The organism is Lentilactobacillus kisonensis DSM 19906 = JCM 15041 (assembly GCF_001434135.1).
Lineage (GTDB): Bacteria > Bacillota > Bacilli > Lactobacillales > Lactobacillaceae > Lentilactobacillus > Lentilactobacillus kisonensis.
On sequence record NZ_AZEB01000005.1, the window covers coordinates 1 to 21,991 of the forward strand.

The following is a 21,991-nucleotide window of genomic DNA, read 5'->3' on the forward strand; positions in this document are numbered from 1 at the left end:
TATCGCTTTTGACAACTATTTAATATTATCATGATGCTGCATATGTGTCAACAACTTTTTGTAATCCGTTAACTTTCAAAAAATGGATTTATTAAAAGCCGCACTAAATAATATACCGGCTTTTAATTACGATGTCAACAAAAAAAGGTAAATCAAATTGATTTACCTTAAATAACTATTTAACTCGTGCTAAGAAGTAACGTTTCTTTCCTCTTCGAACAATCACAAACCTACCATCAAACTTAACAGATGGATCAATCATAAAATCAACATCCTGAACTTTTTCACCATTAATTCTAATTGCCCCATTTTTGATATCTTCTCTTGCTTGACGCCGAGATGATTCAATCTTCGTGGTGTCTACCAACCACTGCACAATATTAAGGGGTTCCGCTGAAACTTCAACCGTTGGCATATTCTTGAAGCCCTGTTCAATTTCAGTAGTGGTTAATTTTGATACATCACCAGAGAACAGTGCCGCTGAAATATGCTCTGCCTGCTCAACTGCAGCCTTACCATGCACAAATTCAGTCACTTCTTCAGCAAGTCGTCGCTGTGCTTCACGCTTCTCTGGCTCTGTTTCAACTTTTTTAGCCAACTCGTCGATCTCATCTTGATTCAAGAAGGTAAAGTACTTGAGATAGCGAACCACATCCCGGTCATCTTGGTTAATCCAGAACTGGTAAAACTCATAAGGCGTCGTCTTTTCTGGATCAAGCCAAACATTGCCGCCCTCTGATTTGCCAAACTTAGTACCATCAGCCTTGAGTAGTAATGGAATTGTCAATCCATAAACCTTAGCATCAGCACCTTCCACTTTATGAATCAAATCGGTCCCCGAGGTAATATTGCCCCATTGGTCGGCGCCCCCAAGTTGAACCTGAACATCGTTATGTCGATATAAATGAAGAAAGTCAATTGACTGCAAAATTTGATAAGTAAATTCGGTAAATGAGATTCCAACTTCTAGTCGACTAGCAACAATTTCCTTGTTAAGCATCGTATTGACATTAAATAATTTGCCATAATCGCGAAGAAAATCCAAAAGAGATATTTTGGAAAGCCAGTCATAGTTATTAACGATTTCAAACTTGCCATCCTGGCCAAACAGTTTCTCCATCTGACTAGTAAGGGCCTTTTCATTATGCTTAACCTGATCCATCGTCTGCAAAACCCGTTCAGACTTCTTCCCACTGGGATCGCCGATGGCACCAGTCCCACTACCAATTAAAATAACGGGATGATGTCCAGCTAACTGAAATCGCTTCAAAATCATAAATGGAATCAAATGTCCAATGTGCATACTATCACCAGTGGGATCAATGCCGGCATAGATGCCAACGGACTTTTGGTTTACCAACTCATTTAAACCATCATGATCTGTTTCTTGATTAATTGCACCACGCCATTTCAATTCATCCAAAATATTCATCAATCAATTCCTCCTAAAAAATAAGTGAGCGGATCCAGGCGCTTAGAAACCGGAGTGTAAGTCTCCTTCGAGGGAAATTCCTGGTTCTGGAATTTTTCTCGGAGGTGCTTACGCGCAGGCTTCTGCCTGGAGGAGCTGTCCTAGAATAAGTGAGCGGAGCAGAGCGTTTAGAAACTGGAACATAAGTCTCCTCTAACAGAAATCCCTGGTTTTGGGGGATTTTTGTTAGGGGTGCTTATGTGGAAGTTTCTGCTCTGCGCAGCTGTCCTAGAATAAGTGAGCAGAGTCAGGCGGTTAGAAGCTGGAATATAAGTCTCCTTGGTCAGAAATCCCTGGTTTTGGGATTTTTGATCAAGGTGCTTATCATGGAAGCTTCTGCCTGACGCAGCTGTCCTAGTATAGTGATCAAAACACTTAGGGATCAACACGGAAGCCTTCTCTACAAAAGCCCCTAAATCTAGGATCCTTGTAGAGGTGCCTACATGTAACCCTCCTGCTTTGTTGGGTAGTAGTCCAAATAAAAAAGTCCCTGACATCAACTGCCAGGGACGAAATTTCCGCGTTACCACCCAAGTTATTGCCAGCCAAAGCCAACAATCTCTCATATCATTGATAACGAAATGACTCGTCTAAATAAACCTAACGGACTCAACAGTCGTAATTTCATTAACTAACCGCCCGGTTCACATTAACCACCGAGTTCCTGAATTCTCAAATCAGCTAAATACTTCACTGTATCAACATCCACAAACGATAATTTAATGATAGATGGTCAGCTAATCAATGTCAATGGATTCAGGAAACAAATTAAAGCTGTCCATGAAGCATTTGCTGGTAATACAGTCCTTTATTAGATCGATAGTGACTAAACTCTGTCGGAGACATGCTCCGTGTCTTTGATAGTGTCCATTTTGCCAATTTGGCATCAAAACTTCTAATGTTAGTAGAATAGTTTCCACCCATAATCGTTTGTTTTTTAAAAACGCCTCTTAATGTGGCGTCAGGATAATTATATAAATCCTTTGTCCCAAACGTGTGCCCCAATTCGTGAATGATCACAGCACGCTGCTTTTGTTTGTTATACCGGTTCATCCACGACGTGTTTAAAGCAATGACGCCGCTATTAATCTCAGCCATGCCAGCATACCCACTGGCAAGTTTGTTTGTCCCGGTAAACACAAGTCGTGAGTCAGTCAAGCTAGTTGTTTTACGCAGCACTTTTTGCCCCAGCGCCTTATTCCAGCGATTAGCTGCGTAATCAAGATTGGCTTGATACTTCTTCGCATCCCCCTTGACGTAATACTTAATTGTGCCATTATAAGTCAAATTCTTGTTAGTATGCATTTCACTGGTAAACTTAATAGTTTGGGCTGCTGAAACGTCATCCGACTGGACTGCCAACCCAACAAAGCCAAACAAAGCTACCATCACAACAAAAAAATGCTTAAAACTAAACATTTAGCTCCCCCTTGAATAAATGTCGTCAGGTATCATATTCTCAAATTCATTTAATTTGTCAGAGACGGTGTGCTATGTGAACGCACCTAAGTGAAGAACTTCAAACATCAAAGTTAACCCGTAGCCTTTCAACTGAACCCCCAGCTATTCTCACTTAATTGCGACTTACTTTCCTTCCCCTTGACAATAAATATACAGTAATTCCCAACTTCCCTCAAATTTAAACTCTACGTTTTTTCAAACCTTCTTCACAAAAAATTCAAAATACTGATTGTTGCCTTTTTTTGATCAACAACCTAGAATAAATTTGTAAGTAGAATTATGATCGCTTAATTGATCCAGACTATTTATAGAAAGAAAGCGAGCTAATGTTAAAAATAACCTACGAGGACGGCGGTGCTACCGAAACCATCCAGTACGACTCAGCTAAGGACTTTATGGCAAATCAACGGCTTGAGGTTCCTGACTTGGAAGATTACTACAAAATCCAAAACGTTACTTTAGATGGCAAGCCAATTGATTTAGACGATAAGACAATTATTGGACTATACAAACATTTTGACGATCAAGGCGTCTAAATCTCTTAACGACCCCAGCAAAAAAACATCCGCCAAGCAACTATTGAATCTGCTTAGCGAATGCTTTTTAATTATACGGTTTTAATGTGATTGTGACGCCACGTCCTTAATTTCAAAAGACGTTTCGCCGCCTTGGTCAATCACGCCATAAACGTGTTTATCGTGATGATGATTGAGATAGCCAAAATCCAGGAGAGTTTTATCATCAGATATGGTCACGCCCTTTAACTGACCTCTAAGAAATTTCCTAAGAGCAGGAATTTGCGCATCAAATTTTTGAGCGTGATCAACCGCAGCTTGCAGCGTAAACCCTTGTTCAATGAACCGATTAATATGAAAAATCAAAAATAACGTCCGCAGTGAATACTGCCGAGAAACACCCTTTTTCTGGTCAAGTGGTGAAATATACTTTTGCGCCTCCCAGTACCTGAGCTGGCGGCCGGAAACACCCGTAATTTGCTGGACCTGACCAATTCCAAAGATTAATTTATTTGTATCGATGAATGACTCATCGGGGCTGAAATCTGTCATCATAATTCACCTAATTTGAATTTTATCGTGAATACTCACTCGTGGTCATTATATCAAATCGCCTTCGATTGGCAAACCAGCGTGCGGAACCAAGCGACTAGCAATCAGTTCATAAGTCTCCGCAACTAAAAATCCCGGATTTGGATTTACAGTTGCGGTGCTTATGAGCAGATTGCTGCTTAGTGTAGCACGTTTCCGCTAGGTCATCACAGCCACCATAGCACAGATGAAATTCACAGATCTCGGCTTTTGGCGGTACTTACGCGCAGACCCCTGCTTTACGCAGCTGTCCTACACGAGTACCAATTACCCGGAATCTCTCAAAGTAAGAAATTTTTTTAAATACTTAGGTAACTTCGCTTCCTAGGTTAATATTTTTGCTATAATGCTAGGGATATTAAGAAAGGAATGACTATCATGGGATTTTCTCCAAGACTGATCGTTGCAGACGTATCACTAATCATTTCCATTTTAATCGCAGTTTTGATTCAACGGTCCGCATTTGCTGATAACGTTAAAGTTGGTTTTATTATCCTCGCAGGAATTTTCCTGTTAATTTCCGTTGTCATCAACATTATTGAGGCCAATCAGCGCAGGAAGGATAAAAAGTAGCCCTCAGCAAAACCAACACGATTTAAAAATTTGGAACCCACTTCGCTTATTCTCCCGTCAACCCAAAAGTGATCCACTAATTGATCCTTCATTGGCAAGTTTCAATGATCTATTGATTATCCTGACCAACATCAAACAACAATTTACACAAAGCTTCGGTCAAAAATCCCAGCCATTCCAAGACCAGGAGTGATTGGGATTTTTCGTTACATTCTGAGATCAAAACGCTTATTGCCAAAACGTTGCTAAACTCCGCAATCTAAGCATCTGTTGATCCGGTCTCATCATACAGTTTAATTAACCCCTGAGTCCCTAAATCTCCCATTTTGTTAGCAACCACCATCTTTTCGTACAAGTCCCTAGCCAGCTTCGTCGCAGGAAGATCAATCGCCATTTCATCAGCAACGGTCAGTGCAATCCGCAAATCCTTCAAAAAGTGCTTGGCGGCAAATCCGGGCTTCAAATCACCATTAAGGATTCTGGGGCCATAATTTGCCATACTCCAATTAGCTGCTGCACCGCCATTGATGGTTTGGATCGCTTGTTTAAGATCCAAACCAGCTTTTTTAGCGTATACCAACGACTCAATCATTCCAGTCATCGTCCCCGCAATCATAATCTGATTCGCCATCTTGGCGTTTTGACCTTGACCAGCATCACCAAACCGGCGAATTGAGCTCCCCATTGTCTTAAGAATTGGCTCAACCCTTTCATAAAGAGCAGCATCCCCGCCAACCATAATTGTTAACGTACCATTTTTGGCACCAACGTCACCACCTGAAACTGGGGCATCCAAAACGCCCACTTGATGTTGCTCACCATATTTGGCAATTTTCTTTGCTAAAATCGGCGAGCTGGTTGTCATATCAATGACGACATTTCCTGCCTCAGTACCTTTGAATATTCCATGATCACCAAAATAGATTTCCTCAACATCCTTAGGGAACCCAACAATGGTAATAATCACGTCACTCGCCTTGGCAACCGTCTCTGGTGTATCCAGCCAAGTAGCACCATTGTCCAATACAGTCTGGGCATGAGCCTTGGTCCGGTTATATACCGACACTTCAAACCCAGCACCAAGTAATTGATTAATCATACCTGTTCCCATCACGCCTGTTCCAATAAATCCAATTTTCATATTCTCACCTCAAAATTTATCGATTCTTTACCCGCGCAACCAGTGGTCGCCACCAACGCTCATTTTGAACATACCATTCAATCACTTGATGAATGCCAGTCGTAAAATCAACTTCTGGATGCCAATTCAATTGCTGCCGAATTTTCGTGTCATCAATTACATATTGCTGGTCGTCACCTGGACGGTCTTGAACAAACTGAACTTGGGATCGTGGTAAATCAAGTTGCTTAACAATTAAGTCAACAATATCACGATTACGATGATAATTTTGACCAGCGACATTATAAATTTCACCCGGAATCCCGTGACGAAGAACCGCGTCAATAGCTCGGCAATTGTCCCAAACATTTAACCAATCCCGGTAATTATTGCCATCACCATATAATGGCAGTGGTTGCCCCAAAATCCCCCTTGAAATCATAAGTGGAATTAATTTTTCCGGAAATTGATACTGCCCATAGTTATTTACGGATCGAGTAATATTCACATTGATGCCAAAGGTTTTGTAATATGCTAATACCATCAAATCGGCGCCTGCCTTGGTCGCCGCATAAGGCGACGTTGGATTAAGCGCGTCCGTTTCACGAAATTTTTGGTCAGCTTTTGAACTACCATAAACTTCGTCAGTGGATACCTGGACAAACTTCGTCACTTTAGTATCTCTAAGACAATCCAGCAAACAGCTTACCCCCACATAATTACTGGTTACAAATGACTGGGGATGAAGGATGGACCGATCAACGTGCGATTCCGCCGCAAAATTGACAACTGCTTGGATATGATATTGCGCAATCACCCGTTTAACAATTTTGGGATCAGCAATATTCCCGTGAACAAATATGTACCGAGAATCATTTTGAATCGTCGTCAAATTATTGAGATTTCCCGCGTAAGTGAGTGCGTCAAGATTAACCACTCGATCCTTGATATTGTGACCCAACAAATAGTGAATGAAGTTAGCGCCAATAAAACCAGCACCACCAGTAACCAGGATATTCATCAGTTACCTCCTTAATAACAAACCCAAGAAGATTATAGCTCTAATTTAGCCTCCCTAGCAAAATATAAACAACTTAAAAATCCCCTAAACCAGCCTATATTAGGCCTAGCTTAGAGGACTTCTTTTAGAAACGGTGATGATTGACTGACAACCACGTAATTAATTAATCAATATCAATGGCATCTTCATTTACCCAATACTTAGATGCCTTATTGCTGGCTGAGGTCCTAATTCGATAAAAATCCTCAGTATCCCGTTCACCGTCACCTTCGCGATAATATACCTTGGCCTTCATGTCAACATAAACCCGTTTACCAGATCTGGCTTTAATTTTTGACCAATTGTAGGTCCGATTGTTCTTCTTGGAACCCGGAGCGTATCGATAAAGCCGCTCTTCTCGATAATCGTCATCAAGGGTCGTTTTTAAGTTGGCTTTGCTATAGGTGACACGGTAAACTCTCGACATACTGAAATCCATCGGTTCCACCTTAAGGGATCCATTAGTATTCCCTGCAGCATATTCAGTGTCGGTTGCCGTGGCAATGTCGTTTACGTGAGCTGTTTGTGATGTCCGAATCGTGCCCTTGTCACCGTCAATGCTAAGTGAAAAGCCAACGATGCTGAGCGGGATAAGCAAAAGTACGGCGGCATCGATCAATAGTCCCTTTTTCATGTTCTTCACCTTCCAATGTAAAAATCGAAATTTAAAATCGCATTCTTATTAATATCATAATTATATCTGAATACAAGCGAAATGTCATTAATTAAGTTTAAAAATATTTATTATAATAATTAGACAGAAATGATATAAAACGCTTCCTAAGCTTTCCCTTACGGCTATTCCAATCGCAATGAGATTATAAATAAGTCCCCCTCGTTAAATAATCCTAACAGGATATTTAGTGAGGGGGACTTATTTCAATTCAACAAATAATTATGATGCTTAAATTACTTCATATCATAAGCTTCTTGGAATAGCTTAACGATGTCTTCCTTGGTTCCCTTGCGAGGATTTGAAAAGGCATTACCATCCTTCAACGCATTTTCAGCCATCATTTCAAAGTCTTCTGGCTTGGCACCGATTGCCTTAATACTCCGTGGAATATTCACGTCATCACACATCTGCCGCATTGCCTTAATTGACAGATCAGCTGCTTCACGAACGGATAAGCCGTCCGTATTTTCACCCATGACTTTGGCTAACTGAGCAAACCTTTCTGGGCAAGCAATAATATTGTATTTTTCAACGATTGGCAACAACATTGCACAACAAACACCATGTGGCGCATCATACTGGCCACCAAGTTGATGGGCCATTGCGTGAACATAGCCAAGATCAGCGTTATTAAAGGCCATTCCACCAAGCATTTCTGCTTCAACCATCTTAGTCCGGGCTTCAACGTTATGTCCGTTTGCGTATGCTTCTCGCAAACTTTCTTCAACCAACTTAATGGCTTCGACACACTGACCGTCAGTAATTTCATTTCGATTGGTTGAGACGTATGGTTCAATTGACTGAACAAATGTGTCCATCCCAGTCGCAGCAGTCAAATCAGCTGGCACATCGAGCATTAACATTGGATCATTAAACGATACCAACGGAATATTCCGCCATGAAACCACCACAAACTTCAACTTAGTTTTTTCATTTGTGATCACACAGTGACGGGTTAACTCAGAAGCCGTCCCAGCAGTCGTATTAACGGCCATCAGTGGTGGTAATGGGTTATCCAATGTTTCAATACCAGCCAACTTAGTGATATCATCACCATTAGTCAAAATAATACCGATTCCCTTACCACAATCATGTGAAGAACCACCACCGACAGTAATGATGCTATCACAATCGTTATCTAAGTATACTTTCTTTCCTTCTTGAATATTTCTAATTTTAGGATTAGGTTCAACCCCGTCATAAATCACATAAGGAACCCCTGCCTTATCCAATGATGCTAGTGTCTGGGCAACGGGACCATTTTCCATTGACCGAAGAAAGCTCCCAGTAACAATCAAAGGCTTCTTCATATTCAACATCTTGGTACGATCACCGATTTTTTCAATAACACCCTTGCCAAAAAAGTTCACGCTGGGCATTAAAAAGTCAAAATTCTCTTTCATTACAAATATCCTCCTAAAAATAAGTGAGCGAAACAAAGCGGTTAGAGATCGGAGTGTAAGTCTCCTATCGAGGAAATTCCTGGTTTTGAAATTTTTTCGATAGGTGCTTACGCGCAGATCTCTGCTTTGCGCAGCTGTCCTAATAAAGTGAGCGAAGCAAAGTGGTTAGAAACTGGAACATAAGTCTCCTCCGACAGAAATTCCTGGTTTTGGGGGATTTTTGTCGGAGGTGCTTATGTGGAAGTTTCTGCTTTGCGCAGCTGTCCTAATAAAGTGAGCGGATCCAGATTTCTGCTTTGCGCAGCTGTCCTGAAAATAACCACTCAGATTTGAAACCAATTACATGATAGCATCATCCCATCGTTATGTAAATATTTTCACAAATGTTTACTATTTAATTATTATTTTAAATAAAAGAGTATAATTGCCTTAATATCAAGGTCTGATGTGACATTAATTACCATTAATACTGAAGTGTTGGCGCCAAGGGCAAACGTTTGTGCTTTCAAACTTGTGAACTAGGAAACTCACTTCCACATCCTTTTAAAAGTTGTGCATATGCCGATCGAGGAAGCTTGGTATTTGATACTTTATCATTTCTAATAGTAACTTTGATTGCCATCAAAACAGGTTTTACCAAGTAGTAATTAGTTATGCACCCTAGCAACAAACAACAGATTGCTATTATCTTAACGAAAAGGCCATCATTCCCAAAAAACAGGAATGGTGGCCCTTCATCGTTAACCCTAGAATCCAAACAGCTATTCCTAGATTAACTCTTATTATCAAAAATATTCATTAAATCATCTGGTTCAGCATGATCAGCTAGTTTAACGTAAAAATTAGCAAATGCCAATTGGGCGTATGGCTCAACCCAAAACGATAGGATTCCAAACGACAACCCCTCAAGAATATACCAGCCAATAAAGCTTAGTGCCAAGACAAAATAGTCCATTTTGTGCCCGGCCATCATTTGACGGCTCTTTGTGATGGCCTCAAAATAACCAATCGGCTTTCCCTCATCCAATGCATCCCGATAAATATTAATGGCTTGAACATACGAAAAGCTCTTAATAATGCCAGGAACAATGAACAACATCGACCAAAGCAAAGTTAACACGGTCGTGATAATTCCCATTATAATTGTGCTGATAAAGTACGTCCCGTCATTTAAAATCGTAAATGACTTTGTCACCGGGGCCTCAAATTTCGCCTGGTTTCGTATCAAATCAATACTAGCAAACCGCATTCCAACGGTCAGCAGACTAATGATAAGTGTTAGGCCAGTCAAAATAATTAACAGCATCATCAAGTTTTCAGTATTGGGGTTAAATTCACCTTCCAGCAACTGCGTATAATCCCGCATAAATGTTGGTGACTGCGGATCCATCATCGAACTGGCAAGTGAATATCCGAATTGGAGGATGATAACTGGTAAAAATAGTAGGACAAAGAACGGAAAGTGGCCTGAAAGCAACCGCTTTGATTCTAATTTTAGACTTATTCGATCCATAGAGCCTCCCTTTAGCGCCTTAATCATTAATAGGTTCATTTTACACGTTTCACTTCTTCGATTGAACTAATTTTTTAACCATCTTATTCAAACTCACAACTAATAAAAGGGCAACAACCGCATAAACGGCGCCACCAGGGCCAACTCCCATCAAACCAGCATGAGAAACGATGACCCCACCAGTCGCTGACCCCAACGCAATTCCAAAGTTAGAAAAGATGGAATTTAACGAAGAAGCCAGCACAATTGACTGTGGATAATCCGTTTCAGCAACCTGAAGGAAGAATAGTTGAACCGGTGAATTTAATAATGGCATGGTGAAAATGACTAGAAAAAGCACAACAACCCCTAACCAACTGACGTTAAAGACAATCGGCATCAACATCATCAACCCAAATTGCGCGATAAAGACCGTTGGCATTGCCCGCATTCCTGGCCCTTCGCTTAAACGGCCACTTGCTAAATTACCAATAATATTAGAAATGCCAAACACAGATAATAGAATTGTTAGGGTGCCAACCGAAAAATGCAATTGGTTGGTAATGATCGGCCGCAAATAGGTATAGAAGACATAAATCGCTGCTAAGTTAAACATTGGCAGCAGCATGCTAATTCGAATTCGCTTATCTTTAAAAAGGGAAATTTGACCTTTAACACTGCTTTCCTTAACTTTTAGATCCCGTGGCAGGCTGAGAATAATCAGTCCAATCGTTAATAAGCTAATAATAATGACCGTTAAAAACGACATTCGCCAGCCCAAATTAGTGGAAATCCAAGTCCCAAGGGGCACACCAACGACTGATGCAATGCTAAAGCCTGAGAAGACCCATGATAACAACCACCCACGCTTAGCCATTGGCGCAATGTACCCCACGAAAGTTAGCGCAATTGAAATCGCAGCGCCAGCGACAGAAGCAGTGATAATCCGCGAAACAGCCAGAAAAACAAAGTTCGTTGCTAAGAAGCTCAGAACATTGCCAAGCGTAAAGATCCCCATCATTAAAAGCAAGCCGCCAAATAAATTATATTTTCCAAGTAGAATGGTAATAAACGGGGTGCTAATGGCATAAACAATCGCAAAAATTGTGACAAGATAGCCAACGGTTGCAACAGGAACGTTGAACTGGGCGCCCAAATCATCCAAAATCCCCACAATCAGGAATTCGCTGAACCCCAATACAAATGCAATTAGAACTAGAACAAAGCTTCGAACTTTAAACTGTTTCATTGATTTTCATCTCCTCTATCCATAGTGAGTGGAGCCAGGCGGTTAGAAACTGGAATATAAGTCTCCTCACCCAAAAATTCCTGGGTGAGGAATTTTTGGGTGAGGTGCTTATATGGAAGATTCTGCCTGACACAGCGGTCCTTCATTTTTAGTAACCTCAACCTTTCACATCTTACAGGGTTTTATAGAAAGTATCTAGGTTAATGTTTACTAAAAACGCTAACATGAAGAGGATTTAATGTGGCTGTAATATAAAGTGAGGGCGTCAGGCGGTTAAAAACCGGAGTATAAGTCTCCTTAGGCAAGAATTCCCGGTCTGGAACTTTTGCCTAAGGTGCTTATACGCAGGCTTTTGCCTGGCACAACTGTCCTAAATAAAGTGAGCAGAACCAAGCAGTTAGTAACCGGAGAGTAAGCCTCCATTGAGAAAAATTCCCGAGTAAGGATCTCCACACTTACTAGAAAATAAAAAAGGCCACCGTAGTAGCCCATCTCCCATCATCCTACCTGCCAGTTCCTTCCGCCCATAACCGAACCACCTCAGCAAGGTGATTAAATTCAATTGGCGAAATTGACCCATCATGATGAATCTCAACCAAAACTGGCAATTGGCTGGGTAGTGTATACAAATTCAGTTTTGACAAAATCGTCTGGTACTGCTCATTAGATGCCTGAGAAGCATCAAAATAATCGATTGTCACTGTATTTAACTTGCCAATTGCGGCTAACGCTGGTAGTATTTTTCGACTTAACACATCATTTGGCGAGCCAATGAATAATAACGCCTCTCTATGATCATCAATAGTCGCTGTCAATCCAGCCAAATCAATTGGTGCAATAAACTTAGCATTCTTAAGATTTCGTTTATATCGATGCGTCTCTGAAAACAAAACTAACCGTTCAAATAACTGCCACTTAAACAGTTTTGATGAAGTTAACAAAATAAATAACGGTAATGCCAATATGTAATTAACCAAATAAATCAACAATGATTCAGCATTTTTAAAAAGGGCCGTATCAATTCCCTTGGGTACAAACGCAGAATGATCATTTTGGCCCATTGAAAAATAAGTGGCGCCGTTTCCCATATCCATTGGTAGTGCATCGAGTCCTGAATGATACCCAGCTTCTGAGAAAATTTTTCTAAGCCACATTGAAGAAACTGGAAAAAGGACGCCCGCATTAGTCAGGTTGAGGACGTTTAAAATTATCGTCGATCCACTCGCCCCTCCCGATGCGTTTGATCGGCTAAATACCCAAAAGATGAGTGCATAAAATAAACTCACTGTATATGTTGCTAGCCACTTCGCTATGGATGCCATCAAAATCACTCCCAAATGGATTGTTCAAATAAACCCTAATAATACAAAAAAGCCGACGATTATTATTTCGCCGGCTCCTTCTCGTGAACATCAACTATTTTAATTCGTTCTCCACAGCTGATGCTTTATGAGATATTCCACTTGTCAAAAAGCATCACCTCCTTTTTTGATTGACCATAATATACAACCTTCAAAAGAAAATTGCAACCATTATCATCGATCAATCATCAAAGTCGTTTTCGTGGTCATCCTGTAAGGCATCATCACTCACCCAATACTTTTGGTTCGCATGATTACCAATCTTAATTCTAAAGAACGTTTCATGTTCGGCCTCGTGATCATCTTCATCTTTAAAAGTAGCAATGGCCCGCTTATCCACGTGGACTTTTGTTTGCGAGGAAACGTTTTTAGAATCCCATGAATAAGTCTTATTTCGATCAACCGACCCCGGAACGTATTTATAAAGATGCTCCTCATAGTATTCGTGGTCTAATGTCGTTGTAAACGATTCATCTTGATACTGCACTTTTAAAGCCCGCGGGCTATTAGAATTATTAGCAGTCGTTACCGAGCTGCTCTGAGAGTCACTCTCTGCAGCAGTCTGACTATTACTTGAACTACTAGACTTTGAAGTGTCTTGATTATTTGATTGAGTTGAACAGCCGGCCAAAGCAAGTGGTACAACCAGTATTGCAACCATCGTTACTAATGATTTCTTCATATTATGGCCTCCTTTTAATAATTAGTCAGTAATATTGCTTTGAACCAATTATATCTAAAAGGAACCCTAAATACGAATAAAGTAACTACAACAGCCATGGAACTTCAAGGCACCACACATTAGAATTGTTCCAACCTCTGAGTGCTTTACTACGTTCACTCTTATTAGTCCAACACACTATAGGAAAAATTGTGATAGTACTTATTCGTTGGAAAAATATGATAGCTACCCACACCCTTGTACTTGACCAGCACGTTTTTATAAGTATTATCAATTAACTTTTTCTTAGTCTTATACTGTCCCAAGTCCTTGGAAGCTGACTTTGTCTTATTAAACGAGTACCACGTTCCCCATTTTGATACTTGAAGCTTCTGGTATCCCTTTTTGGATGGACTGTACGTTTTACCGTTATTTGTAAAACTATGTGCCGTTATTTTGATTATATTAAATTTCTTGTCACCCTTATATTCATACCAAGTTCCCCGGAGTTTCTTTGGGGTAGTCGTTGACGAACTCGCTTGGGCTTCGACCGGGTTCGTCGCCAGACTCATCCCCAACACAACCAGTGCGGCGAGAACCAACAAACGTAACTTTTTCATCATCGTACCTCCTTGCGTGAACTACTCGTCACTAAAGTAACGAGCTTCTAGGAACACCGCGGACTTACCAAACATTACCAGAATGTTCAGCAGCGGTTACGGCTATTAACTAAGGGCCGTCCCAGCCCAGATTCGTTTTTCAAGCACTCAAGATATTCTTGGCGGCATTAATATCACGATCATGATTAGTCCCACAATTAGGACAAGTCCATTCCCGAATATCGAGGGCATGGTGACCATCATCGTAGTGGCAATTAGAACAGACTTGGCTGGTTTTCCGTGGATTCACCGTGATTAATTGCTTGCCATACCATTCGCATTTGTAGGCTAACTGTGATCGCAATGCTCGCCAAGCCTGATTCGCAATTGCCCGGGCCAATTTATGATTTTTAAGCAGATCTTTGGTTTTCAAATCTTCTATTTTAATCACATCAGACTGTTCAACTAATTTCTTAGTTAAGTGATGCAGATAATTTTGCCGTTGGTTCGCAATCTTTTCCGCGTACTTCGCCGCCATCCGTTTAGCCTGCTGGTAGTTTCTGAAATCACCAAGGTCGCGTGGAACCAGCACACGATTATGCTTTTCCCAAGCGATTACCTGTTGGGCTTGACGTCTTCTGCGGGCTAACCGTTTTTCCCAATAATGTTTTCTTTGAGACAACTGCTTATCAAATCGGATGGTGGGATATTTAACCCCATCACTGGTAATCATTAAATCGGTGACTCCCAGATCAATGCCGACTTTTTTGCCAGTTTTAGCTAACTGCTCGATTTCTGTGTCCACTAGTAAAATCGCATAGAACTTGCCAGTGGCCGAAAGCCGGATGGTGACGTTTTTAATTTTACCAGCAACTTGCCGGCCGCTGCAGCGCACAACGCCCAATTTAGGCAATTTAAGATGTCTTTCATCAATCAGCTTGATACCCATCCAGGACTGATAACTCTGCTTGGGGAATTTCCGCGATTTAAATTTCGGAAAACCATGTCGGGATTGAAAAAATCGCTGGTAGGCGGTAATTAAATCGTGATTGGTAGCCTGCAAACTGGTACTCTCAGCGGCTTTCAACCAAGGGTATTCCGTTTTTAACGCAGGCAATAGATTGTTCAGCGCAAAGGCATTCGGCAAAGGCGCTTGAGGATTATTCTCATGGCGCTTAATGAGCATGTTTAACATTTGATTCCAAACAAACCGATTATAGCCAAAGTTCAGCTTAATTTTGAGCTGCTGGACCTGATTTGGATAGATTCTTAACTTCACCCCGGCCAAAACCATTGGGATCCCCCCTGATACGCAGATTCGATAATCATATTATATCATGGTGCTAACAATCTTTGGAAGCTAAAGACAGCCAAACTAGGAGGAAATTCAGCACGATCATCACGAATTCATTTTCCAAAAACCACCCGACAGCCACAGCGCGTTAAAGTCGTTGATTCATCTCGGCATTAAAACACCGAGTTTTCTCAACATCTATGTTATAAAAGTATAGCATGCATTCAATCATTTCAATTTAAACATCTGACTACAATTGTTTTACAAAAAGACACCGCCGGCAATTAATACTGCCAACGGTGTCATAATAGTGATTCACAATTATTCAAAAAGCTGTTCAAATCTATTTTTAACAATAATCTTGCTTATTTTTTCAGTAATATTACTGTTTGACAACAAAAGTCACAACCAATAATTGAAGACGAAACTTGTTCGATCGCCTCCTAAGACAGGTCCACGCGTCAGTATCAAAAAAACCACCGGCTAAATTAAACGCTAGTGGCCCTCCAGTGACACATCGCCTGGATCCACTCACTTGGTTATCAAATATTCATATAGATAGAAAGAAACATGGTTAGCGTTCCCGCCATCACGAAAAAATGCCAAATCAAATGCAGGCCTGGGATCCTTGGAAAACTATAGATAACCGCTCCCAGCGTAAAGATCACGCCACCGGCAACGAGTAACCAAAACCCACTAAGGCTCAGGTTGGTATATAATACTTTGCCAAGAAACATACATAGCCACCCCATCAATACGTATATCGACGTTTCAGTTTTTTGGTATTTACCATGAAAAACGATGTGGCTAATGATGCCCGCAATTGCCAAGGCCCATACACTTGCCAAGAGGATATTTCCCCAGATATTGTTTACAAAAATAATGCAATAAGGTGTATAAGTGCCCGCAATTAGTAAAAAAATATTACTATGGTCGAGAATCTGAAATACCCGTTTTGCCCGGGTAAAAACAAAGCAATGCAACAAGGTCGACGCCAAATAAAGTGAAAGGACCGTCACACTATAAATAACCAAACTGATCATTGCCCCTCGCGACAGATTATCATGGTAGGCCCGCATGAATAGCAACCCCGATAATATGATACTTACGATAAAGGAAACCCCATGCGTGATGGCATTTAAAGTCTCGTAGACGATTTGCTGTTTGGTTACAATGGATTGATTTTTCATCATAGTGCCTCCTACTAAAGTGAGCGGAGCAAAGCGGTTAAAAGCCAGAATATAAGTTCCTTCTGGAGAAATTCCTGTTTTTGGGGATTTTTCCAGAAGGTTCTTATATGTAGGCTTTTGCTTTGTGCAGCTGTCCTGTCAACCAAAATAATAAAGCATATTAGTCATTAAGTCAAGGTAACGTAGATATTAAATCTACGTTCTTTATTTTTCCTTAACGATATGTGATAATAACCATATTCAAATCAAGGGAGTTGCTTAGATGCTCAAGCAAACAATCAGTCAAAGATTAGCTAAATTGTCACTGCCATCGTATGACCAATTACCAACAATTGCACTTTATATGGATCAAGTAATTGACCAAACGAATCAATACTTAACACCGCTTACCAATACCAGTATCACGAAATCAATGATCAATAGTTACGTAAAGAAGGGATTGGTTGCCCGGCCGATTAAAAAGCGCTATTCCAAAGACCACCTCGCAACAATTCTTGTCATCAGTGTTTTAAAACAAATTCTGCCACTAGACACTGTCGCCGATGCAATCAAAATTGCTTTGGCCTCAAACCCTGTCCCCAAAGCATATAATCAGTTTGTAACGTTATTCAATTCAGAACTTAAAACAATTGACGATAATCACCCAACTGCCGAACAATATCAGTTAATTGCCATTAAATCACTTCTATATAAGTTGATCGTCGAAGACTTAATCAGAAATAGCATCAAGAAATGAGGACTACCTATGAAAATTACAATTATTCAACACGTTTCCTTTGAAGTCCCTGGGCTTATTGATGAGTGGATTAAGACCCATCATTATCAGTGCCAAATTATTAAATTATTTGAAAACGGCTACCACTTGCCCTCACCTGAAACCGTGGATTTTTTAATTGTAATGGGCGGCCCCATGAGCGCTAATGATCAGCTTCCCTGGATTCAAGCAGAGAGGATGCTTATCCGCCAAGTAGTGACTGCTGGTAAACCAATGCTTGGTGTTTGTCTTGGCGGTCAGCAACTGGCGAAAGCATTTGGCGCAACCATTGTCCCCACCACCAAAGAAGTTGGCTTTGGCCCAGTGATAACGAGCGCCCTCGCCAGGACACGACTGACCACTAAACCTAAGTATCAGGTTCTCCACTGGCACGGGGAAGGCTTCACCATGCCCAGCAACTCCGAAGGCCTGTTTTCAAGTCCCAACTGGCCTAATCAAGGTTTCCAACTCGGTTCGGCAATTGGCCTTCAATTTCACCTAGAATCAACCCCGGCTACCTTAGGCGAGCTGGTTAACGTGGATAGTGACTTTATCAATGGGTCAGTGTTGCGTGAATCTCCTAGTCAGATTTTACAAACCAAATTTGATCCCAATTGCAAAGTTTTGTTGTTCCACATTCTTGATTACCTATCCCATTTTAACTATAACAATGAGTAAATTCATGAATAGTTTGTTAATGCAGCCCAACCTTTTATTACATAATAACGTCAAAAGCACAATGCTTTGACATTGATTTGTAATATTGTATACTCAAGTTGGTTTCAGAGATTGGTTGGAGGACAGCTTCTAACCGCTTGGATCCGCTCACTATTTTCAAAAAGGGGGAGAAAGTTATGCGTAAATTTGCAACTATCATAGCCAGTGCCATTTTAGCAGCGCCATTTATCGGGGTCGCACCATTAAACGCAAATGCTGCCAAGACCAAGAGCTATAAATTTTCAATGACATCATCCAAATTTTTCAAGGCAAAGACTTACCATACTAAGGATAATGCCATTACTGTCTATAAGGGTGCCATTAGTGCCGATACCCCAAATATCGTCTTTACGGTAAAGGGGAAGATCAAGCCAAGCACCACCTTTAAGATCGACAAGACTATTACCGCCAAAAGCTTTGCAACCAAGAAGAACAGTTCCTTCTCTTACGTTAAGGGGCAAGGCTGGGTTAAAACTAACTTGATTACAAAGGGCGCTTTTCATTACGCTGACCGATAAAACAGTCGGATTAATCAATCAGCACGCAATCTCATAAAAGTCACTTTAGGTGCAATGTTCTTTTCGAGCATCGCACCTTTTTCATTAAACTAATCATAGCTGGGAGTTGATTATGATGGATAGACCTACATTAAAGAAGGATGCTAAGAGCATCTTGAATAGCCATTTTCAATTTTATTTTCTTCTCTGGTTGCCGGTATTCATCCTCGAAATCATTGGTGGCTTCTTATATGCACCAGATGTTAGGGATGGCGACGCCTTTACTGCTTCGCAAGACATTGGCCTGTTTATTACATTATTAGCTGCCATTATGGCAATCGGTATTTATTATGTTAGTATCGACGCCATTCGACAGACGCTGCAGTATGACAAGCCGTTGCAAAAATCGTTTACGGTGTTTGCCCGCGGTGAATATTTCCTAGGAACGATTCTGCTATATATTTTGATCTTTATCTTTACTTTCCTATGGTCCCTGTTACTTGTCATTCCCGGTATCATCAAAGGAATTGCTTACTCACAAGCCTACTACATCTATCGTGACGCAATTGATCAAGACAAACCAATTAGCTACCTTGAAGCGATTACCCGCAGCCGAGAATTAATGAATGGTCATAAATGGGAATACTTTGTAATGTCACTCAGCTTTATTGGCTGGCTGCTAGTCGTATTGATTACAGCTGGGATCGCAACTATCTGGGTTCAGCCTTACATGGTATTGAGTTTTGCTAACTTCTATAATGAATTAATCGAACAGTCGGCGGATCAAGACAACCAGCCAACCATTGAAACTACTGGGCCAACCAATTCAAGTGATTCAGATCAGTAATGACTATTACCCACAACCCCAAGAATGGGTGAAAAGAGATATTAGTCATTTTTTGAGCGATAACTTTGATCACTAGGCTATTAACTAAACGAGACCGGCGACAACCAGCTTAATGGTCCACATTTCCATCGAGATGTGAACTCAAGTAGTTACCATTCCCCCTCTCGATCGCTTCCTCCCCAAATTCTTCGTTTACCAGTCATCCAGCAAAAGTTATGATAACAGTAAAGCAAATCATCGACACACACTCAGATTGGAGACATTTACATGCACGTAACAACTTTTGGTGAAATCATGCTCCGGCTAACGACACCGGTAAATCAAAAATTGATTCAAGCAACCCATTTTGACAGCAATTACGGCGGGGCTGAAGCGAACGTAGCCGTGTCACTTGCCCAACTCGGCAATCAGGTCGCCTTTATTACCAAACTTCCTAAAAATGATCTTGGTAATGCTGCCGCCAGTGCTGTCAGCCAATTTGGCGTGACCACAACTCATATTAGCCATGGCGGCAGCCGGCTGGGACTTTACTTTCTGCAACAGGGTAATGGGATCCGCGCCAGCAACGTGATTTACGATCGGGCGAATAGCTCGTTTGCAACCTCTAACGCCACTGACTACAATTGGGACGTCTTATTAACCAATACAAATTACTTTTATATTTCGGGGATTACGCCTGCGCTTTCTAGTGGGTTACAGGAGACCCTATTAACGGCGGTTAAACTCTGTCAACAGCACAACATCACGGTTGTCTATGATGCTAATTATCGAAAAAAGCTGTGGTCGTCAGCCGATGCGGTCGCCTTTAATGAACAACTCATGCCCTATGTCAATATTTGTCTCGTTCATGATGAGGATATTTCCGAGGCGTTTGGTATTGAGACTGCCTTCGACGGTGACCGCCAACACGTGATTGATCAAAAGTCATCGTTCAAAGATAGTATGAGCCTTATTACTGATATGTATCCCAATGTTCATACAGTTGCAAGCATTGTTCGAAACCTTTATTCGGCACAACACGGAAAGTGGACGGCCCTTTTGCTGCGAGACAACCACTTTTATGAAAGTCCCATCTATGATATGACCGTCAACGCAGAAGTGGCTGGTGGTGATGCATTTGGAGCAGCCATCGTTCACGGCTTTCTTCACCACTTTGCTCCCCAGGACCAGCTTAATTACGCCCTGGCCGCCGCAGTTCTCAAATTAACCATCCCAGGTGACTTCAATTTAGCCAGCGATGCTGAAATTCGGGAAGTGATGCAGTCATCTGGTCACTTAATGAATAGATAGTCCAAGCGACCAAATTGTCTTACCAGATTATTTCAAAAACATTAATATTCGGTACCACTCTTGGCAATCTACATTTGGATTGCCTTTTTGCTGGTCTTTTGCAGGGATGGGTCGAACCCACTCCGTTACAGTTTAGTTAAACCATAGAATCACGAATGCGCAACATGTTACAATTTTCATTAGTAATTTAAAAAGGAGCGAATTTATATGAAATTTAGTCAACGGCTAAAACTTGTCCTCATCTCTTGCACCATGATCTTTAGCTTTACGTTTGGTCTGGCTTCCCAATCAGCCACTGCCAACGCAAAGGGGCCTACCCTTACATATGCCAGATCGGCAACTGCCTTAAACGTTAATACCGGTAAAGTTGTTTACTCTAAGGCTGGTGGCACGGCCCGGCCAATCGCCTCACTGACCAAGCTCATGACGTTGTATCTGGTTCGAGAAAAGATCGCAAACGGTGACGGTACTTGGAACTCGAAGGTAAAAACTAGCAATGCCGGGCTAAAAAAGCTTGGCAAATCCAGCGTTTTTGGTGGTTTCAAGTTCACCAAAAATTCCTATACGGTTCGCCAGTTGTACTTAGCCGGTTTAATTGAATCTTCAAATAACGCCGCCATCGCGTTGGGCCAATGGGTAGCGGGCGGTTCAACCCCTAAATATAACAAGAAGTTTATTTCAATGATGAATACCCAGGCAAAACAATGGAAATTAAAGCATACCCACTTTGTTTCGGCCTCTGGCATGGAACAGAATAGCTTATCACCATACGGCTACAATATCGGTGGTGCCAACGCCAATATGGTTTCGTCAAATGACATGGCTAAAATTGCTAAGTATTACGTTACTAACTTTGACGATGTGTTAACCGACGCTTCGGTTAAATCAATGACCGTTAGTGGCCAAACCCTTTATAATTACAATAATCTGTTACCAGGCCGAAAGTATTATCAAGCATCCCTCAACGTCGACGGCCTCAAAACCGGTTACACCGATCCTGCCGGTTACTGTTTTGTCGGTACCGGCCAAAAATCCGGTCACGACCGGATTGTCACGGTAGTATTACACGACGCCAATGAATTCACGGAAACCCGTTCGCTAATGAATTACGTTTACAATAATAATCTCGCGTAATTTGGTGGTTTCCAGGTTAAACTGATAAAATGACCA

General features: G+C 41.2%; 22 protein-coding genes. 8 read left to right on the forward strand and 14 right to left on the reverse strand.

The genetic code is table 11. The features are described 5' to 3' along the window. Positions 1-175: 175 nt before the first annotated feature. Positions 176-1,432 carry a tyrosine--tRNA ligase gene (tyrS, locus tag FC98_RS03680; RefSeq protein WP_008856042.1) on the reverse strand — a complete coding sequence of 419 codons (1,257 nt, stop codon included), beginning with the start codon at positions 1,430-1,432 and terminating at the stop codon, positions 176-178. An 807-nt stretch (positions 1,433-2,239) separates the two neighbouring features. Then, entirely contained in the window at positions 2,240-2,890 is a 651-nt protein-coding gene (locus FC98_RS03685; RefSeq protein ID WP_008856044.1) for a zinc metalloprotease, read from the reverse strand. Positions 2,891-3,258: 368 nt separating this feature from the next. Between FC98_RS03685 and FC98_RS03690 the strand changes: the two genes are divergently transcribed. Next, positions 3,259-3,468 (forward strand): hypothetical protein, encoded by a 210-nt coding sequence (locus tag FC98_RS03690; RefSeq protein WP_008856045.1) that lies wholly within the window; start codon positions 3,259-3,261, stop codon positions 3,466-3,468. Between the two features lie 81 nt (positions 3,469-3,549). Here the strand turns inward: FC98_RS03690 and FC98_RS03695 are convergent, their stop codons facing one another. Further along, complete coding sequence (locus FC98_RS03695; protein WP_008856046.1) at positions 3,550-4,002, reverse strand: MerR family transcriptional regulator; 453 nt, start codon at positions 4,000-4,002, stop codon at positions 3,550-3,552. A 414-nt stretch (positions 4,003-4,416) separates the two neighbouring features. Between FC98_RS03695 and FC98_RS03700 the strand changes: the two genes are divergently transcribed. Next, on the forward strand, positions 4,417-4,611 hold the full coding sequence (locus FC98_RS03700) for a hypothetical protein (RefSeq protein ID WP_054656036.1): 195 nt from the start codon (positions 4,417-4,419) through the stop codon (positions 4,609-4,611). 259 nt (positions 4,612-4,870) lie between these two features. Here the strand turns inward: FC98_RS03700 and FC98_RS03705 are convergent, their stop codons facing one another. From FC98_RS03705 to trhA, 11 genes are all read right to left on the reverse strand, one after another. Then, positions 4,871-5,752: an NAD(P)-dependent oxidoreductase gene (locus FC98_RS03705; RefSeq protein WP_054656034.1), complete on the reverse strand. Its 882-nt coding sequence runs from the start codon at positions 5,750-5,752 to the stop codon at positions 4,871-4,873. A gap of 16 nt (positions 5,753-5,768) precedes the next feature. Then, the gene (rfbB, locus tag FC98_RS03710) at positions 5,769-6,752 is read right to left on the reverse strand and encodes a dTDP-glucose 4,6-dehydratase (protein WP_008856049.1); all 984 of its coding nucleotides are present in this window, start codon (positions 6,750-6,752) and stop codon (positions 5,769-5,771) included. 163 nt (positions 6,753-6,915) lie between these two features. After that, complete coding sequence (locus FC98_RS03715; RefSeq protein WP_008856050.1) at positions 6,916-7,425, reverse strand: hypothetical protein; 510 nt, start codon at positions 7,423-7,425, stop codon at positions 6,916-6,918. A gap of 275 nt (positions 7,426-7,700) precedes the next feature. After that, the gene (locus FC98_RS03720; protein ID WP_056949216.1) at positions 7,701-8,870 is read right to left on the reverse strand and encodes an iron-containing alcohol dehydrogenase; all 1,170 of its coding nucleotides are present in this window, start codon (positions 8,868-8,870) and stop codon (positions 7,701-7,703) included. Between the two features lie 772 nt (positions 8,871-9,642). After that, positions 9,643-10,383, reverse strand: a complete 741-nt coding sequence (locus FC98_RS03725) for a DUF975 family protein (RefSeq protein ID WP_040471124.1) — start codon at positions 10,381-10,383, stop codon at positions 9,643-9,645. A 49-nt stretch (positions 10,384-10,432) separates the two neighbouring features. Further along, a complete protein-coding gene (locus FC98_RS03730) occupies positions 10,433-11,611 on the reverse strand; it encodes an MFS transporter (RefSeq protein WP_008856054.1) in 1,179 nt (392 codons plus the stop codon). Positions 11,612-12,114: 503 nt separating this feature from the next. Then, positions 12,115-12,933 carry a hypothetical protein gene (locus FC98_RS03735; protein ID WP_008856057.1) on the reverse strand — a complete coding sequence of 273 codons (819 nt, stop codon included), beginning with the start codon at positions 12,931-12,933 and terminating at the stop codon, positions 12,115-12,117. Positions 12,934-13,153: 220 nt separating this feature from the next. Beyond that, positions 13,154-13,654: a hypothetical protein gene (locus tag FC98_RS03740; RefSeq protein WP_008856058.1), complete on the reverse strand. Its 501-nt coding sequence runs from the start codon at positions 13,652-13,654 to the stop codon at positions 13,154-13,156. Between the two features lie 164 nt (positions 13,655-13,818). Then, the gene (locus FC98_RS03745) at positions 13,819-14,253 is read right to left on the reverse strand and encodes a hypothetical protein (protein WP_040471125.1); all 435 of its coding nucleotides are present in this window, start codon (positions 14,251-14,253) and stop codon (positions 13,819-13,821) included. Between the two features lie 139 nt (positions 14,254-14,392). Then, positions 14,393-15,526, reverse strand: a complete 1,134-nt coding sequence (locus tag FC98_RS03750; RefSeq protein ID WP_056949217.1) for an RNA-guided endonuclease TnpB family protein — start codon at positions 15,524-15,526, stop codon at positions 14,393-14,395. A gap of 542 nt (positions 15,527-16,068) precedes the next feature. After that, positions 16,069-16,719, reverse strand: a complete 651-nt coding sequence (gene trhA / locus FC98_RS03755) for a PAQR family membrane homeostasis protein TrhA (protein ID WP_008856063.1) — start codon at positions 16,717-16,719, stop codon at positions 16,069-16,071. Between the two features lie 259 nt (positions 16,720-16,978). Between trhA and FC98_RS03760 the strand changes: the two genes are divergently transcribed. The 6 genes from FC98_RS03760 (at position 16,979) to FC98_RS03785 (ending at position 21,955) form a co-directional block, all read left to right on the forward strand. Next, entirely contained in the window at positions 16,979-17,452 is a 474-nt protein-coding gene (locus tag FC98_RS03760; RefSeq protein WP_008856065.1) for a DUF1836 domain-containing protein, read from the forward strand. Positions 17,453-17,461: 9 nt separating this feature from the next. Next, positions 17,462-18,148, forward strand: a complete 687-nt coding sequence (locus tag FC98_RS03765; protein WP_056949218.1) for a type 1 glutamine amidotransferase — start codon at positions 17,462-17,464, stop codon at positions 18,146-18,148. 176 nt (positions 18,149-18,324) lie between these two features. After that, positions 18,325-18,705, forward strand: coding sequence for a signal peptide protein, YSIRK family (locus tag FC98_RS03770; RefSeq protein WP_235803572.1), 381 nt, complete (start codon positions 18,325-18,327; stop codon positions 18,703-18,705). A 112-nt stretch (positions 18,706-18,817) separates the two neighbouring features. Continuing rightward, positions 18,818-19,531 (forward strand): DUF975 family protein, encoded by a 714-nt coding sequence (locus FC98_RS03775; RefSeq protein ID WP_338033567.1) that lies wholly within the window; start codon positions 18,818-18,820, stop codon positions 19,529-19,531. Positions 19,532-19,798: 267 nt separating this feature from the next. Next, positions 19,799-20,821 (forward strand): sugar kinase, encoded by a 1,023-nt coding sequence (locus FC98_RS03780; RefSeq protein WP_008856069.1) that lies wholly within the window; start codon positions 19,799-19,801, stop codon positions 20,819-20,821. Between the two features lie 207 nt (positions 20,822-21,028). After that, entirely contained in the window at positions 21,029-21,955 is a 927-nt protein-coding gene (locus tag FC98_RS03785) for a D-alanyl-D-alanine carboxypeptidase family protein (RefSeq protein WP_008856070.1), read from the forward strand. The last annotated feature ends 36 nt before the right edge of the window (positions 21,956-21,991 follow it).

Excerpts from the sequence above, each read along its gene's own strand:
- FC98_RS03725 (WP_040471124.1), bottom strand. The coding sequence starts at position 10,383 with ATGGATCGAATAAGTCTAAAATTAGAATCAAAGCGGTTGCTTTCAGGC.
- FC98_RS03775 (WP_338033567.1), top strand. The coding sequence starts at position 18,818 with ATGATGGATAGACCTACATTAAAGAAGGATGCTAAGAGCATCTTGAAT.
- FC98_RS03720 (WP_056949216.1), bottom strand. The coding sequence starts at position 8,870 with ATGAAAGAGAATTTTGACTTTTTAATGCCCAGCGTGAACTTTTTTGGC.
- FC98_RS03700 (WP_054656036.1), top strand. The coding sequence starts at position 4,417 with ATGGGATTTTCTCCAAGACTGATCGTTGCAGACGTATCACTAATCATT.
- FC98_RS03745 (WP_040471125.1), bottom strand. The coding sequence starts at position 14,253 with ATGAAAAAGTTACGTTTGTTGGTTCTCGCCGCACTGGTTGTGTTGGGG.
- trhA (WP_008856063.1), bottom strand. The coding sequence starts at position 16,719 with ATGATGAAAAATCAATCCATTGTAACCAAACAGCAAATCGTCTACGAG.
- tyrS (WP_008856042.1), bottom strand. The coding sequence starts at position 1,432 with ATGAATATTTTGGATGAATTGAAATGGCGTGGTGCAATTAATCAAGAA.
- FC98_RS03690 (WP_008856045.1), top strand. The coding sequence starts at position 3,259 with ATGTTAAAAATAACCTACGAGGACGGCGGTGCTACCGAAACCATCCAG.
- FC98_RS03735 (WP_008856057.1), bottom strand. The coding sequence starts at position 12,933 with ATGGCATCCATAGCGAAGTGGCTAGCAACATATACAGTGAGTTTATTT.
- FC98_RS03715 (WP_008856050.1), bottom strand. The coding sequence starts at position 7,425 with ATGAAAAAGGGACTATTGATCGATGCCGCCGTACTTTTGCTTATCCCG.
- FC98_RS03780 (WP_008856069.1), top strand. The coding sequence starts at position 19,799 with ATGCACGTAACAACTTTTGGTGAAATCATGCTCCGGCTAACGACACCG.
- FC98_RS03760 (WP_008856065.1), top strand. The coding sequence starts at position 16,979 with ATGCTCAAGCAAACAATCAGTCAAAGATTAGCTAAATTGTCACTGCCA.
- FC98_RS03785 (WP_008856070.1), top strand. The coding sequence starts at position 21,029 with ATGAAATTTAGTCAACGGCTAAAACTTGTCCTCATCTCTTGCACCATG.
- FC98_RS03730 (WP_008856054.1), bottom strand. The coding sequence starts at position 11,611 with ATGAAACAGTTTAAAGTTCGAAGCTTTGTTCTAGTTCTAATTGCATTT.
- FC98_RS03685 (WP_008856044.1), bottom strand. The coding sequence starts at position 2,890 with ATGTTTAGTTTTAAGCATTTTTTTGTTGTGATGGTAGCTTTGTTTGGC.
- FC98_RS03740 (WP_008856058.1), bottom strand. The coding sequence starts at position 13,654 with ATGAAGAAATCATTAGTAACGATGGTTGCAATACTGGTTGTACCACTT.
- FC98_RS03765 (WP_056949218.1), top strand. The coding sequence starts at position 17,462 with ATGAAAATTACAATTATTCAACACGTTTCCTTTGAAGTCCCTGGGCTT.
- FC98_RS03770 (WP_235803572.1), top strand. The coding sequence starts at position 18,325 with ATGCGTAAATTTGCAACTATCATAGCCAGTGCCATTTTAGCAGCGCCA.
- FC98_RS03695 (WP_008856046.1), bottom strand. The coding sequence starts at position 4,002 with ATGATGACAGATTTCAGCCCCGATGAGTCATTCATCGATACAAATAAA.
- rfbB (WP_008856049.1), bottom strand. The coding sequence starts at position 6,752 with ATGAATATCCTGGTTACTGGTGGTGCTGGTTTTATTGGCGCTAACTTC.
- FC98_RS03750 (WP_056949217.1), bottom strand. The coding sequence starts at position 15,526 with ATGGTTTTGGCCGGGGTGAAGTTAAGAATCTATCCAAATCAGGTCCAG.
- FC98_RS03705 (WP_054656034.1), bottom strand. The coding sequence starts at position 5,752 with ATGAAAATTGGATTTATTGGAACAGGCGTGATGGGAACAGGTATGATT.